Raw genomic sequence first — 14119 nt, 5'->3', positions numbered from 1 at the left:
ATGAAGCGCCGCGTCGCGAAACGTTTCGCGGCGCGGTACGCACGACGCCCTTAGTCGCCGAGCTTCGACGTCACGCAACCCGTGCTCGTGCATTCGCGCTCACGCTCGCGCAGGAACGACAGGCGCGACTGCGTCATGTCGGTCGCGCACTGGAGATCCACGAGGTAGCCGTTGTTGCGCGTCTCGCTGCACTGGGCGTCGCGCTGCTTCAGCCACGCGAGCTGGCCGGCCTTCAGCGTCGCCTGCTGGTCGCTGCTCAGTTGCTTGCGCAGGCGGCCGTACTCGTCGTTGAGGTCACGGTCGGTCTGCGAGAATTGCGTGCTGCTGCAGTACACCTGGTCGAACGCGCTGTGCGGCTTCGCGCAGCCGGCGGCGTGTGCGGTGAACGGAACGACAAGCGCGAGCAGCGCGCAGGATGCGAGCAGATGCTTCATTTTCATGGTGGTGCTCCTGACTGGGTGAAAACCGTTGGGCCCGACGGGCGTGATCGTTGTTTATTGCGGTGTCGTGCACGCGTCGATGCCGCCGGCGATCGCGGTGGACAGCTTCTGGATCGTCTCGCGGCGCGCCAGCCGCGCTTCCTCGTCCGGATTGACGATCACGCCAGCCTCGACGAGCACCGCCGGAATCGGCGCGGTGCGCAGCACGACGAGATCGTCGAAGCGGTGGATGCCGAGCTGCGGGTCGATCAGCGGGCGATTCTCGCCGCGGATCGGCTGCGCGTGATACAGCGACGGCCGCTCGCCGGACGCGACCAGCCGCTCGGCGATCGCCTTCGCGCAACGCAGGCTTTCCGCATAGTGCGGATTGCGTTCCGACACGAACACCGAGAAGCCGCGGAATTCGCGCTGCCGGCCTGCATCGATGAACTGCTGCTGCATCGAGTCGTGATGGATCGACACGAACAGGTTCGCGTCGGGCGCCTGCGTCGAACGCTGGTCGAGCGTGATCTCGCGGCCGTCGGCCGACGTGCGCAGCACGCGGTCGCCATGCGCGGAGAGTTTCTCGGCAACCGCCGCGGACAGGTCGAGGTTGTACAGGTATTCGACGCGGCCGCTCGCACCGGTGGAGCCCGGGTGCGCCGGCGTATGACCGGTGTCGACGACGATGTAGCGCCCGGAGGCGGGTGCGGTGCCGGTGGTGGCCGAGGTGTCGGCCGCATGCAGCGCCAGCGGCGCGCCGAGCAGCGGGGCGCAGGCGAGCACGCGCGCGGCGGCGCGCACGAGCGGGCGAAGGCGTCGGATGGTTCGGTTCGTCATTGTTGTTGTCGAGGAGGGCATACGGCGCGTCGGACGGCGCGGCACCGTCGGCCTGCTCAAGGCAGTCGGAATGTCGGGCGATTATAGCGGGTGGCGGCGGCGCCGGCCCGTCGATTCCTTCCCGGGCGGACGCGCGTCGCGCGATGCCTGTTAGCGCTCGAACCGGAACGACGACACGCTGTGCATCGTCGCGTCGTCGGTGCCGACGATACCCTGCGTATTCGCGACGGCCGCGCGCTTGCCGTTGCTCAGCACGGCCCAGTAGCAGTCGCCGCCGGCCGCGTGGAAGCCGGTTTCCGGATCGCTGATACCGCACGTGATCGTCGCGCGCATGCCGCGCCAGCCGACGCCGGAGAAGCGTTCGACCGCTTGCGGCGTGCCGCGACCGTACGTCGACATCCATTTGCCGTCGTCCTGCCGCTCGAAGCCGGCTTCCTTTTCCGCAACGGGTTCGAGCGCGCCATCGACGATCTCGAACGCGATGAAATAGGTGCTGTTCGTCATGTTGCGGCCGACGATCGCGACGCAGCGGTCGCCGCCGATTTCAGGGCACGGTTTCTTGATCTGGCGGTTCCCGAGGTACTCGAACGAGATGCCGAGCGCCGGATCGCGATAGGTTTTCCAGCCCGCGTGCTTCACTTGTTTCAGCGCTGCCGTACGGTCGCGGTAAGCGGTGGCGATACAGGCTGCATCGGCGCACGCATCGCGTTGCGCGAGCCATGCGCGTTGCGACCGGACGACGGCCTGCTGGTCGGCTGCAATGTCGATCGCGCCGTAGTAGGCGCTTGCCAATGCGCTGTCGGCGGACACGAGCGCCTTGTCGCTGCAGATCAGGCGCTCGGTGCGCGTCTTCGCGCGCGAGCAGTCGATGCTGTCGGCGTGGGCCGACAGCGAGAGGCCGATGGCGGCCAGCGTGAGACCCAGGCGAATACCGAACATGGATCGCTCCTCATCGGGTTGGAATGGCGGCTGTCACGCCGCCGTCACGTGACGCAGCGGCGCACGCGGTTCGTGAAGCCTTGAACCCGTGCGCCGTGCAGCGAGATACGGCGAGGTGAAATCAGCGATTGATTTCGTTCGCCGAGATCAGCTCGGCCACCAGCACCTGCGCGGGCCCTTGCAGGTAATACTCGTGCTCGAGCGGTTCACGCAGCTTCATGAACGTTTCCGCGCCGATCTGCATTGTCTCGCCCGCGTGCATGCTCGCACCGCTTTCCAGCAGGTAGTGCATCACGTTGTTGAAGATGCCCGAGTAGCGTTCGCCTTCGTGATGACCTTGCGCGAGCGCGGCGAAGTCGGGCAGGCCGAACACGTCGGCGCCATAGGTGCGCATCCACACGCCTTCGACGCCTTCGACTTCGTATTTCACGAAGCCGCAGAAGAACAGGTTCAACGGGATATCCCGCAGCACTTCGAGGCTTTCCTCGCCGAGTTCCTTCGCATTGAAGACGCCGGCCGGCAGCGACGTGTGCGCGTGCTCGTTCAGCACCGCGAGGCCGTTCTGTTCGGCGAGCGCGCCGGCCACGGCCGCCAGCGCGACATACTGGTCGAGCGGATTCGCTTCGTGCCCGGCGTAGTAGAGGATCACGTGGCTGCGGCTCGCGCGCACCTGCTGCTTCAGGTCCTGCCCGTAGTGGGCCGGCGCGACACACGCTTCCAGGGCCTCGGACGGATAGGGCGAGTCGAAGCCGACGAGCCGGACGACGTGGCTGCCCCAGCCGGCGAGCCCGAATACCTGCTCCAGTGTCGGCTCGGTCTCGACGCGCGCCTGCTTCATGCTCGGGTGGTACGTGCGCAGCGCGGCCGTCAGCGCGGCGATATCAACCTGCAGCGGGCCGTCGAAGACGACCGTCACGCTCAGCGGATGCTCGACGTCGGGCGCCGCGACCAGCGCAACCGGGTTTTCGGGTTCGTCTTTGCGGCCAAAGAATCGGGAAATCAGGCTCATCGGATTATGTTCGTGTCGAAGCCGTTTCAGGGAGGAGTGCCCCGTTCTCTCGGTCGGGGCGCGCCGTCGGGGTGACGGCCGCCCGTAGTTTCCCCGGGTTCGGCGAATCTGGCAAATGCGCGGTGCATGCCGGGACGGCGCGGCGATCGCGCGTTCGGACGCATTCGGGGGGAGGTGGCGCAGACGAGCCGGGCCGTGCGGCCCGTGGTCGCCGGTCAGTGCGGCAGCGCTTCGGCTTCGGCCCAGCGCTTGAACGAGTCGAGACGCCGGCGCGTCTGCACGAGGTAGAACGCGCCGATCAGCGGTTCGAGCAGCCAGCGCAGCCAGGCCGGCTGGGCGCGGAAGTGGTACGTGAATTTCACCTCGGTCGTGCCGGGCGTGTGCTCGGTGAAGTTCCAGCTGCCGCTGAAGCGTTCGAGCACTTTCGGCCCGTCGACCATTTCGACGGCGGCGACCTGCGGCGGACGGTACGAGATGTAGCGCGACACCATCGTCGCGCCCGACTGGCTGCGGCAGAACGCATCGACGCCGACGTCGGCCGTCATGCCGTCGAGCAGGTAGGCGTCGGTGAGGAAGCTGTCCCACACGAGCCGCCGCGCGTAATCCTGCGACCACGTGAAGAGGCGTCTGCGATCGACGCCGACGGTGCGGCTGACTGAGATCCTCATGATGGCGGGTGCCCTGGCGCTGAGTGGGATGAAATCGAGTGTACCGCGCCAATAACCGGTGTTTCGTCAGACTTCGTCAAGTCGAGGATGGGCTCGAACGCGCTCGATTGACGCACCCCGGGATTTCCCCTAGGATTCGTTTCAACCCTTCGGGAAAGACCCGAAGCGTTTCAATCTCTTGAGGGAGCCTCATGAGTACGCAACAGAACCGGCGCTTCGACGCGCTCGTTTTCATTGGTCGTTTCCAGCCTCCGCATCGTGGTCACCTGAACGTGCTGAAGTCGGCACTGAGCCGGGCCGAGCGCGTGTGCGTGCTGATCGGATCGACCGACAAGCCCCGCACCATCAAAGATCCGTTCTCGTTCGACGAGCGCCGCCAGATGCTGGCTTCGCTGCTCGACGCGTCCGAGCGCGACCGCGTCACCGTCGCGCCGTTGCAGGATTCGACCTACAACGACGGCGACTGGGTGCGCTGGGTGCAGGACGCCGTCGTGTCCGCGCTCGGCGATATCGCGCAGCGCAAGGTCGGGCTGATCGGCCACGAGAAGGACGCCACGTCGTATTACCTGCGGATGTTCCCGCAATGGGAGCTCGTCGACGTCGACGCGACGGAAGACATTTCCGCCACCGAGATTCGCGACCAGTATTTCGCCGAACGCACCAACAGCTTCGTGCAGTGGGCCGTGCCGGAACCCGTGTTCGGCTGGCTCGAACGTTTCCGCACGCAACCGGAATTCGCGCAGCTGAAGTCGGAAGCCGAATTCATCGCCGGGTATCGCAAGGCGTGGGCCGCGGCGCCGTATCCGGTCACGTTCGTGACGGTCGACGCGGTGGTCGTGCACTCGGGCCATATCCTGCTCGTGCGCCGCCGCAGCGAGCCGGGCCGCGGCCTGTGGGCGCTGCCGGGCGGGTTCGTGAACCAGGACGAGCGGCTCGACGCGGCCTGTATCCGCGAGCTGCGCGAGGAAACCGGCCTGAAGCTGCCGGAGCCCGTGCTGCGCGGCTCGATCAAGGATCGCCAGGTGTTCGATCACCCGACGCGCTCGCTGCGCGGCCGCACGATCACGCATGCGTGCCTGTTCAACTTCCCGACCGGCGAGCTGCCGCGCGTGAAGGGCAGCGACGATGCCGACAAGGCGCGCTGGGTGCCGCTCAACGAATTCGCGCAGATGCGCAGCGTGATGTTCGAGGATCACTTCGACATCGCGTATCACTTCCTGGGGAAGCTGTGATCCGCTGATTCCCCGCATTCCGTCCGCCGCGACAGACGCGGCGGCACTTCAACGGCCTAGAGGAGCTCTAGCCATGCAAAACGATCTCGGCGGCTTTGCCGCGGTTCTCGCCAATCCGATCCTCAACACGGATTCGTACAAGGCTTCCCACTTCCTGCAATATCCGCCCGACGCGTCGGCGATGTTCTCGTACGTCGAATCGCGCGGCGGCCGCTACGACCGCACGGTGTTCTTCGGCCTGCAGATGCTGCTGAAGGAATATCTGTGCAAGCCGATCACGCACGCGATGATCGACGAGGCGCGCGATTTCTTCACGGTGCACGGCGAGCCGTTCAACGAGGCAGGCTGGCGCTATATCGTCGAACGCTACGACGGCTACCTGCCGGTGAAGATCCGCGCGGTGCCCGAGGGTTCGGTCGTGCCGGTGCACAACGTGCTGATGACGGTGGAATGTGACGACCCGCAGGTGTTCTGGCTCGCGTCGTATCTCGAGACGATGCTGCTGCGCGTGTGGTATCCGGTGACGGTCGCGACGCGCAGCTGGCACCTGCGGCAGACGATCCGCCGCTTCCTGGAAAAAACCGACGACGATCTCGCGCAACTGCCGTTCAAGCTGCACGACTTCGGCGCGCGCGGCGTGTCGAGCGCGGAGTCGGCCGCGATCGGCGGTGCCGCGCACCTCGTGAACTTCATGGGTTCGGACACGGTACTTGGCGTGCTGGCCGCGAATCGCTTCTATCGGGAGCCGATGGCCGCGTACTCGGTGCCGGCGGCCGAGCACAGCACGATCACGTCGTGGGGCCGCGAACACGAAGCGGATGCGTACCGGAACATGATTCGCCGCTTCGGCCTGCCCGGTGCGATCGTGTCGGTCGTATCGGATTCCTATGATTTGTTCGCGGCGCTCGATCTGTGGGGCGGCGAGCTTCGGCAGGCCGTGCTCGATTCCGGCGCGACGCTGGTCGTGCGGCCCGATTCGGGCGACCCGGTGGCGATCGTGCTGCAGACCGTGCGCGCGCTCGACGCATCGTTCGGCTCGACCGTCAACGGCAAAGGGCGGCGCGTGCTGAATCGCGTGCGCGTGATCCAGGGCGACGGCGTCGACGAGTTGTCGATCGAAGCGATTCTGTCCGCGCTCGACGACGCAGGCTATGCGGCCGGCAACGTCGTGTTCGGCATGGGCGGCGGGCTGCTGCAACAGGTGAACCGCGATACGCAGCGCTTTGCGATGAAGTGCTCGGCGATCCGGCGCGGCGGCGCGTGGCACGACGTCTGCAAGGATCCGGTCACCGATCAGGGCAAGCGCTCGAAGAAGGGGCGGCTCACGCTGCTGCGCAGTTTCCGCACCGGCGAGTACCGGACGACGACGCTACCCGCCGCGTGGGACGACCGGATGCTGGAAGGCGAGTGGGAGGACGCGCTGGAAACGGTGTTCGATACGGGGCGCCTGCTCGTCGATACGTCGTTTGCGGAAGTGCGGGCGAGGGCGCACGCGGGGGAGGTGTGAAGCGGGCGGCGGTGGCGGCGTGAGAGGCTCGGCTCACTCCGTCGCCGACCCGACTTGATCGCGATGTCGTTTGGTTGCGGCCTACCTCAGCGAAGTGCTCTGGATGTTGGCATGATGCGCGGATCGCCGCACAGGTGCCGACATCCATCGTTGCAAAGCGGCACCAGTGTCAATCCGATCTGAAGATAGCCTTCGTAACCGGCGCTGTCTTTCGGATACGGTTTCGAGATGATGTGGGTATCCGACCAGATGTTCTCGTTCCTGACGCCGAGTTGTATCAGATATTCCTTCAGGTTCGCCGCTCGTCGCAACGCAAGCGCATGTGGATCGACTTCCCCGATGTAGGCGCCGGCGGTGACGATGCCTCGAATCTCCGCGCCCGGCCATTGACGCGCGCGAATGACCATTTCCGCGATCTTGACGCGATCCTCGTTAGGGATCGCGTCGGAGTTGAGCGGGAGGCTGTCGAGCATGTCTTCGGAAACGGTACAAGCCGTGGATGACATCGAAAACGAGAGGCAGAACCAGATCGCGATGCTTATCGCGCGTGCAAGAAATGTCACCACAGAATCCTGTCGTCGAAAAATGAAATGTAGCAGGCGAGGCTGTCTGCGTTGTCGATCGCTACATCATGGTGTGTCTGAGCCCAGTACTTCAGACCGGTGCCGAACCCGTAGATTTCGTCGTTTGAGTTGAATGTGTCGACGTAGTGCGTGCATTCATGAATCAGGACTTTCAGCTTGCAGTTGGTAGAAAGCCGAGCATCGGGAAGTGTGCAGAAGTGCGGATAGATCGCGATTATCCGCCGGTGGGAATCGGGTTTGCATACCGCGGCATCCGTGATTCCGTTGTCCGGAAACACGGTGCACGTTATGTTTCTCTGCGTTTGCTCGTCCCACCTGATGACGTTCTCAGGTTTCAGCTCCTGCATGACGCGCAGAAGTTTGGGTAATCCGGAGTTCAGTCTTTGTCGGACTATGTCGTCTGAGCGACCGAACCATGTCTGGACGCGGCGCTGTTCTTCCTGATCCCAAGCCGCGAGGCCGTGAATCCGTTCACGAATCAGGACAATTGCGGCATCGCGCAGCCGTGCAATCAGGTGCCTGAAAACTTTGTTCGACATGTTTTCGCAGATTTGCGACATGTCGAGTTCGATTGCGTGAATGGATCCCGGTGTGGTGTTTGTATAAGTGGTTCCGACGCATATCCATTCGTCGCAGTCTTCTTGGCGCGTGGTGTCGCGTGAATCGATGTTTTCGCTCATTGATTCGATAGTTTTCCGGAAGAGGGAGAAAACTATCGGCTGACGGAGGTAGGTTCGTCTATTGGACGTGTACGATTTGCGAAACGAGGTATCCCGAGCGACATGCTCTATCGGGTTTCGACCAGCTTGAGCGCAGACGATGAAGGCGGATTACCGATCGATTCCGTAATTGACTGCCCAATTGCGGGGTTTCAGTATTCCCGAGCGAGAGCACGGTCGCCCGCATCCGGCTGCATGCCACTGCGTTCTTCAACCCGCACCGCCTCCATCGCCCGCGCCAGCGCATCGAACACCACCGGCCCCTTGCAGCGCGACACGTTGAAACGCAGGTACGACGTCGCGCCGTGCGACGCGCTGAACACGTTGCCGGGCGCAAGCACCACATCGTGGTCCAGCGCATGGCGCGCGACACGCGCGGCGTCGAGCCCGTCGGGCAACTCCGCCCATACGAACAGGCCGCCGCGCGGCTCCGTCCAGATCTGCAGCCCGGCGCGCGTGACGCGCCGGAGCGTTTCGCCCATCGCGTCCGCGAGGCGCGTGCGCAGGCTGTCGACGTGGCGCCGGTACGTGCCGTCGACGAGTAGCCGGTGCACGACGTTCGCGCCGATCTGCGCATGGCCGAACGACGTCGCGAGCTTCAGGTCGACGAGCGCCTCGATCCACTCCGGGCGCGCGGCGACGTAGCCGCAGCGGATCGCGGCCGACAGCGTCTTCGAGAAGCTGCCGATCGACACGACGCGCGACAGCCCGTCGAAGGCCGCGAGGCGCGGCGCGGGCGTGCTTTCAAAATCCGCGAAGATGTCGTCCTCGACGATCAGCAGGCCATGCTCGGCGGCGAGCGTCAGCAGCCGGTGCGCGACGGGCGCCGAGAGTGTCGCGCCGGTCGGGTTGTGCAGCGCGGAGTTGGTGATGTAAAGGCGCGGCCGGTGCTCGGCGAGCACTTGCTCGAAACGCGCGAGATCGGGGCCGTTCGGCGTGTACGGGACGCTGACGATCCGCGCACGGTGCGCGCGCAGCAGCGCCTGGAAGTTGAAGTAGCACGGATCGTCGAGCACGACCGTGTCACCCGGCTCCAGCAGCAGCCGGCAGACGAGATCGAGCGCGTGCGAGCCGCCGTCGGTCAGCATGATCTGCGTGGGTTCGGCCTGGACGCCGTGCTGCGCGAGCCGCCAGGCAAGCTGCTGGCGCATCGCGGGCAGGCCGAGCGGTGTCGCATAGTCGGTCAGCGCGTCGGATTCGTCGCGCGACGCGGCGCGCAGCGCGCGGCGCAGGCTCTCGTCGGGCAGCCACGACGGCGGCAGCCATCCGCAACCGGGCTTCACGGACGTCGGCGCCGCTTCGAGCGACTGGCGCGACAGCCATAGCGGATCGAGCCCGCGATCGAGCTGCGGGCCGAGATCGGCGAGCGCGAGCGGCGGCGCATGCCCCGACACATAGAAACCCGAGCCGCGCCGCGCGACCAGCACGCCTTCGCTCGCGAGCCGCTCGTACGCGTCGACGACGGTCGATTTCGACACGCCCAGCGCATCCGCCATCATCCGGATCGACGGCACGCGCGCGCCGGGCACCAGCGCGCGGCTCGCGATGCGTGCGCGCAATGTATCCATCACGGTTTCCACGCGCGTGCGCGACGGGGCGGGCGGAACGGGAAGCGGGGCGGCCTGGCTCATGGCGAAGAATGAACTGTACGGTCGGTTGTCCAGTACAGTTTGTCCGAATTGTATTGGGCTGTAGCTTACGCGCTTTTCGCGGGCGGCGGATCATCGGTCATCCACTTTCCCCGTTCAGGATTTCCCGTGCAAAAGACGACCGACGGATGGCTCAGCGGCCTGCTGGGCGTGATCATCTTCAGTGGCTCGCTGCCCGCGACGCGTATCGCGGTGCAGGGGCTCGACCCGCTATTCCTCACCTTTGCGCGCGCGACGATCGCCGGCGCGCTCGGCCTGCTGCTGCTCGTCGTGCTGAAGCAGCGGCGCCCGACGCGTGCCGAGGCCGTGTCGCTCGCCATCGTCGCGCTCGGGGTCGTGATCGGCTTTCCGCTGCTGACGGCGCTCGCGCTGAAGCACGTGACGTCCGCGCACGCGATCGTGTTCGTCGGGCTGCTGCCGCTCGCGACCGCACTGTTCGGCGTGTGGCGCGGCGGCGAACGGCCGCGGCTGCCGTTCTGGATCTTCTCGATCATCGGCAGCGGCGCGGTGGCCGCATTTGCGCTGCGCAACGGCGGCCAGGCGTCGGTGGTGGGCGATGCGCTGATGCTGGCCGCGATCGTCGCGTGCGGGCTGGGCTATGCGGAAGGCGCACGCCTGTCGCGTCAGCTCGGCGGCTGGCAGGTGATTTCGTGGGCGCTCGTGCTGTCGCTGCCGCTGATGCTGCCGCTCACGTGGTTCACCTGGCCCGTGTCGTTCGACGGCGTCGATTCTGCCGCGCTGTGGGGCCTCGCGTACGTGTCGCTGTTCAGCATGCTGATCGGCTTCGTGTTCTGGTATCGCGGGCTCGCGCTCGGCGGGATCGCAGGCGTCGGTCAGTTGCAGCTGCTGCAGCCGTTCTTCGGTTTGCTGCTGGCGGCCGGTTTGCTGCACGAGACGGTGCCGCCGTCGATGGTCGCGGTGACGGTCGTCGTGGTCGGCTGCGTGGCGGGCGCGAAGTACTTCTCGAAGATGGCGCCCGTGCGGCGCGCGGGCTGACGTGCGGGGCTGAATGCGGGCGCGCGCGACCTGTCGAAGGTGCGCCCGCTCACGCTCAGTCGTCCGGCGTGCACACGCGCAAGCGGTGACCGTCCGGGTCGAGCGCGACGAACGTGAGCCCGAACACGGCCGTCATGGGCGCCTGCTCGAACGGCACGCCGAGTGCCGTCCACGCTTCGTACAGGCGCCGGACTGCGCGGTCGTCGTCGACCATGAACGCCAGCTCCGAACGGTGGCCGGCACCACCCGACACGAAATCGCGCGCGCTGGTCGACCACAGGCCCAGATGCAGCCCGTTGTCGAACGTGAATGCCGCATAGGTGGGAAACGCGGCGACGGGCGGGCGCCCGAACAGGCGCTCGTAGAACTGCGCGCTGCGCGCCGGGTCCTCGACATACAGAAGAACGAGATTCGGGGAAGTCATGCTGAGCCGTCCTGGGATCGATTAAGATGCGTTCCATTCTATGAACGGATGCTGTCAGAATGTGGCAGCATGGAACGATGACGCGTGCCGAACGATTGCTCTCGCTGCTGCAGGTGCTGCGGCGCCACCGCCGTCCAGTGAGCGGCCGCGTGCTGGCCGGGGAGCTTGGCATCAGCCTCCGTACGGTCTATCGCGATATCGCGTCGCTGCAGGCGCAGGGCGCGGACATCGAAGGCGAGCCCGGGATCGGCTATGTACTGCGGGAGGGGTTCATGCTGCCGCCGCTGATGTTTTCGCAGACGGAACTGGAAGCGCTGATGCTCGGCTTTCGCTGGGTCGGGAAGTTTGCCGATGCGCAGCTCACGGCGGCGGCTGCCGATGCACTCGCGAAGATTTCAGCCGTGCTGCCTGCCGAGCTGCGCCGCGAGATGGAATGCACGACGCTGCTCGTCGGCCCGCGCACGATCGTGGATCGGGAAACCGTCGACATGGGTGTCGTGCGCGCGGCGATTCGTACCGAAAGCAAGCTCGGGATCCGCTACGCGGGCGAGGGCCGGAAACCGAACGACGAACGGATCGTGTGGCCGTTCGCGCTCGGCTATTTCAATGACGTGCGGATCCTGGCGGCGTGGTGCGAAGGCCGGAACGATTTTCGGCATTTCCGGACGGATCGCATCGTCGCGCTCGAACCGCTGGACGTGCGCTATCCGCGCCGGCGCGCGGCGTTGCTGAAGGCGTGGCGCGCTACGGGTGCCGATGTGCGAGTGACGGTGAGGTAGGGGCGGCCGGGGCGCGCAGGCCGCGCACCCCCGTTCCGTCGTGCAAGCGTTACTCGAACGTTTCGAGCGCGAGCAATTCGTCGATCGTCTGCCGGCGGCGGATCAGCCGCGGCGCGCCGCGATCGACGAGCACTTCCGGCGCGAGCGGACGGCTGTTGTAGTTCGATGACATCGACGCGCCGTACGCGCCTGCATCATGCAGGAACAGCAGGTCGCCGATCTGCGGCTGCGCCAGCTTGCGGTGCGTGACCACGCCGCCCGCGTCCTGCGTGAACACGTCGCCCGATTCACACAGCGGCCCGGCGATCGCGAGCTCGACGAGCGGCCGTCCGGCCGGCAGCGCGCCATCGTGCGTGTGGACGGACACCGCATGGTAGCTGCCGTACATCGACGGGCGCATCAGGTCGTTGAAGCCCGCGTCGATCAGCACGAAATCGTGCTTCGGCCGGCGGTTGACGGCCTGCACTTCGGTGACGAGCGTACCGGCTTCGGCGACGAGGAAGCGGCCCGGCTCGATCTCGATGCGCACCGGGTGGCCGAGATGACGCTCGATCCGCTTGCGCGCGGCGTCCCACTGGCTGAAGTAGTGACCGACGTCGACGCGCGGCTCGCCGTCGCGGTACGGGATCGACAGGCCGCCGCCGGCCGAGATCGCGTCGATGTCATGGCCGAGCGACGTGACGAGATCGACCATCGCATCGCACACCTGCGACAGGTGGCCATAGTCGACGCCCGACCCGATATGCATGTGGATGCCGACGAGCTTCAGCCCGTACTGGCGCACGATCTCGATCGCGCGCGGCACGTCGTCGATCCAGATGCCGTGCTTGCTCTGCGGGCCGCCGGTGTTGGTCTTGTTGCTGTGGCCGTGGCCGAAACCTGGGTTGACACGCAGCCACACGCGGTGGCCGGGCGCGTGCTCGCCGATGCGCGCGAGCATGTCGAGCGAGCCGGCGTTCACGGTCACGCCGTGCTTCAGCACGGCCGCGAGCGTCGGGCGGTCGATCAGGTCGGCCGTGAACACGACGCCTTCCGGCTCGCCGGCGGGGCTGAACCCGGCCGCGAGGCTGCGCTCGATCTCGCCGAGCGACACCGCATCGACGCACGCGCCTTCCTCACGCATCAGCTTCAGGATATGGACGTTCGAGTTCGCCTTCTGCGCATAGCGGATCACGTCGAACTGGCGCAGTTGGGCGATGCGGTCGCGGATGACGTCGGCGTCGTACACCCACAGCGGGGTGCCGTATTGCTGCGCGAGCGTCGCGAGCTGGCGGGAATCGAGGGACATGGCAGATGAATCGGGTCGAATGAACGGATAACGGGAATGATGCACCTGATCGGCTATCCAGTAAAATGCCTGATTATCGACATTCGATTCATATCTGATATAGACGATCATGCTCACGCACCGCCATATCGAGGTCTTTCGCGCGCTGATGGTCACCGGCAGCACGACGCGCGCGGCCGAGATGCTCTATACGTCGCAACCGACGATCAGCCGCGAGCTTGCCCGCATGGAGCAGGTCGTGGGCTTCGCGCTGTTCGAGCGCGCACACGGCCGGCTGCGGCCGACGATGGCCGCGCTCACGCTGTTCGACGACGTGCGGCTTGCATATGTGGGGCTTGAACGTGTCGCGGCGACGGCCGCGCGCCTGCGCGAGTTTCGCGACGGTCAGTTGTCGGTGATCGCGTTGCCGGCGTTCTCGCACGCGATCCTGCCCGGTGCGTGCCGGCGTTTCAGCGAGAAGCACGCGGGCGTCAGCGTGTCGGTGGCGACGCAGGAATCGCCGGTGCTCGAAGAGTGGCTGACCGCGCAGCGTTACGACCTCGGGCTGACCGAGCGCGACGTCGCGCCGGCCGGCACCGTGCTCACGCCGCTGCTCGAATTCGACGAAGTGTGCGTGTTGCCCGACGGCCATCCGCTGCTCGCGCAGGATGCGATCGATCTGCCGGATCTCGCGGATCGCCCGTTCGTGAGCCTGTCGCTGAACGATCCGTACCGCATCCTGATCGACGAGGCGTTCGCGCAGCTCGGCGTGGCGCCGCGCTCGGTCGTCGAAACGCCTTCAGCCGTGTCGGTGTGCGCGTTCGTGCGGCAGGGGCTCGGTGCCGCGATCGTCAATCCGCTGACCGCGCTCGATTTCGTCGGGCGCGACCTGCATGTGCGGCCGCTCACGCGGTCGTTTCCGTACCGGGTCAGCGTGATCGTGCCCGAGCACCGGCCGAAGAGCCTGCTCGTCGATGCGTTTGCGGACGCGTTGCGCGGCGAGGCGAAGGCGATCCGCCGCCGGTTGGCCGCGCTCCTCGGCTGACGCGGCCGTATGATGGGCGTTTCGCCGTCATCGCCACCTCTT

15 protein-coding genes are annotated in these 14119 nt (G+C 66.2%); 5 read left to right on the top strand and 10 right to left on the bottom strand.

Annotated features, from left to right (window positions below):
- Positions 1-50: 50 nt before the first annotated feature.
- The 5 genes from CFB50_RS29235 to CFB50_RS29215 all read right to left on the bottom strand — a co-directional run bounded on the left by CFB50_RS29235 (position 51) and on the right by CFB50_RS29215 (position 3875).
- Positions 51-440 carry a lysozyme inhibitor LprI family protein gene (locus tag CFB50_RS29235; RefSeq protein WP_069252161.1) on the bottom strand — a complete coding sequence of 130 codons (390 nt, stop codon included), beginning with the start codon at positions 438-440 and terminating at the stop codon, positions 51-53.
- Positions 441-494: 54 nt separating this feature from the next.
- Complete coding sequence (locus tag CFB50_RS29230) at positions 495-1259, bottom strand: N-acetylmuramoyl-L-alanine amidase family protein (RefSeq protein ID WP_069252160.1); 765 nt, start codon at positions 1257-1259, stop codon at positions 495-497.
- A gap of 150 nt (positions 1260-1409) precedes the next feature.
- Positions 1410-2198, bottom strand: coding sequence for a lysozyme inhibitor LprI family protein (locus CFB50_RS29225; protein WP_069252159.1), 789 nt, complete (start codon positions 2196-2198; stop codon positions 1410-1412).
- 121 nt (positions 2199-2319) lie between these two features.
- Positions 2320-3207 carry a DUF4261 domain-containing protein gene (locus CFB50_RS29220; protein ID WP_069252158.1) on the bottom strand — a complete coding sequence of 296 codons (888 nt, stop codon included), beginning with the start codon at positions 3205-3207 and terminating at the stop codon, positions 2320-2322.
- Positions 3208-3422: 215 nt separating this feature from the next.
- Positions 3423-3875: a type II toxin-antitoxin system RatA family toxin gene (locus CFB50_RS29215; RefSeq protein WP_027789550.1), complete on the bottom strand. Its 453-nt coding sequence runs from the start codon at positions 3873-3875 to the stop codon at positions 3423-3425.
- A 191-nt stretch (positions 3876-4066) separates the two neighbouring features.
- On the opposite strand from CFB50_RS29215, the gene CFB50_RS29210 reads away from it, so the two are divergent.
- On the top strand, positions 4067-5107 hold the full coding sequence (locus CFB50_RS29210; RefSeq protein ID WP_069252157.1) for a bifunctional nicotinamide-nucleotide adenylyltransferase/Nudix hydroxylase: 1041 nt from the start codon (positions 4067-4069) through the stop codon (positions 5105-5107).
- Positions 5108-5180: 73 nt separating this feature from the next.
- On the top strand, positions 5181-6614 hold the full coding sequence (locus tag CFB50_RS29205; protein ID WP_069252156.1) for a nicotinate phosphoribosyltransferase: 1434 nt from the start codon (positions 5181-5183) through the stop codon (positions 6612-6614).
- Positions 6615-6700: 86 nt separating this feature from the next.
- Here the strand turns inward: CFB50_RS29205 and CFB50_RS29200 are convergent, their stop codons facing one another.
- From CFB50_RS29200 to CFB50_RS29190, 3 genes are all read right to left on the bottom strand, one after another.
- Positions 6701-7177, bottom strand: a complete 477-nt coding sequence (locus CFB50_RS29200) for a hypothetical protein (protein WP_089448125.1) — start codon at positions 7175-7177, stop codon at positions 6701-6703.
- Positions 7174-7878 carry a M35 family metallo-endopeptidase gene (locus tag CFB50_RS29195; RefSeq protein WP_083266151.1) on the bottom strand — a complete coding sequence of 235 codons (705 nt, stop codon included), beginning with the start codon at positions 7876-7878 and terminating at the stop codon, positions 7174-7176. Before CFB50_RS29195 ends, CFB50_RS29200 begins: the two co-directional genes overlap by 4 nt.
- A 191-nt stretch (positions 7879-8069) precedes the next feature.
- Complete coding sequence (locus CFB50_RS29190; RefSeq protein WP_069252154.1) at positions 8070-9548, bottom strand: aminotransferase-like domain-containing protein; 1479 nt, start codon at positions 9546-9548, stop codon at positions 8070-8072.
- Between the two features lie 126 nt (positions 9549-9674).
- On the opposite strand from CFB50_RS29190, the gene CFB50_RS29185 reads away from it, so the two are divergent.
- Entirely contained in the window at positions 9675-10562 is an 888-nt protein-coding gene (locus CFB50_RS29185) for a DMT family transporter (protein WP_069252153.1), read from the top strand.
- Between the two features lie 55 nt (positions 10563-10617).
- Here the strand turns inward: CFB50_RS29185 and CFB50_RS29180 are convergent, their stop codons facing one another.
- Positions 10618-10986, bottom strand: a complete 369-nt coding sequence (locus tag CFB50_RS29180; RefSeq protein ID WP_069252152.1) for a VOC family protein — start codon at positions 10984-10986, stop codon at positions 10618-10620.
- 77 nt (positions 10987-11063) lie between these two features.
- Here CFB50_RS29180 and CFB50_RS29175 point away from each other — a divergent pair, with 77 nt between their 5' ends.
- Positions 11064-11765, top strand: a complete 702-nt coding sequence (locus CFB50_RS29175; protein ID WP_069253008.1) for a helix-turn-helix transcriptional regulator — start codon at positions 11064-11066, stop codon at positions 11763-11765.
- 49 nt (positions 11766-11814) lie between these two features.
- Here the strand turns inward: CFB50_RS29175 and lysA are convergent, their stop codons facing one another.
- On the bottom strand, positions 11815-13053 hold the full coding sequence (lysA, locus tag CFB50_RS29170; RefSeq protein ID WP_069252151.1) for a diaminopimelate decarboxylase: 1239 nt from the start codon (positions 13051-13053) through the stop codon (positions 11815-11817).
- 109 nt (positions 13054-13162) lie between these two features.
- Here lysA and CFB50_RS29165 point away from each other — a divergent pair, with 109 nt between their 5' ends.
- On the top strand, positions 13163-14077 hold the full coding sequence (locus CFB50_RS29165) for a LysR family transcriptional regulator (RefSeq protein WP_069252150.1): 915 nt from the start codon (positions 13163-13165) through the stop codon (positions 14075-14077).
- The last annotated feature ends 42 nt before the right edge of the window (positions 14078-14119 follow it).

The sequence above is a fragment of the Burkholderia sp. AU33423 genome, from assembly GCF_002223135.1.
In the GTDB taxonomy this organism is placed as follows: domain Bacteria; phylum Pseudomonadota; class Gammaproteobacteria; order Burkholderiales; family Burkholderiaceae; genus Burkholderia; species Burkholderia lata_D.
Note: the sequence above shows the minus strand (reverse complement) of the source record. Positions and strands in the feature narration are given on the sequence as shown.